This is a genomic window from Flavobacterium sp. HJSW_4 (assembly GCF_042436695.1).
GTDB lineage: Bacteria > Bacteroidota > Bacteroidia > Flavobacteriales > Flavobacteriaceae > Flavobacterium.
Map to the genome: position 1 here is coordinate 1 of NZ_JBHNPP010000124.1, position 218 is coordinate 218.

Consider the following 218-nt stretch of genomic DNA (forward strand, 5'->3'; position numbering starts at 1 on the left):
TCAAAATTCTGCATATTGACTCCGTAGACCAGTTCAGGCTCCCCGCCTGCACTGCCCGGAACGCCAAAAACAATCCTTCGTCCGTTGTCGTAAAACCATTGTCCGTAGCGTCTGGCCAGACGGTTTAAGAATTTAAAGCAACTTTCGTTGTACTGAACCGTATAGGGAAGATTATTGGCATAAAACGATTTTATATCCATCTCTATATTATGCCCCGA

The 218-nt window shown here is 44.5% G+C and carries 1 pseudogene; it reads right to left on the reverse strand.

From position 1 onward, the window contains the following. Nucleotides 1–218 (reverse strand): annotated as a pseudogene (locus tag ACE01P_RS24530) (type IV secretion protein Rhs); the annotation flags it as partial.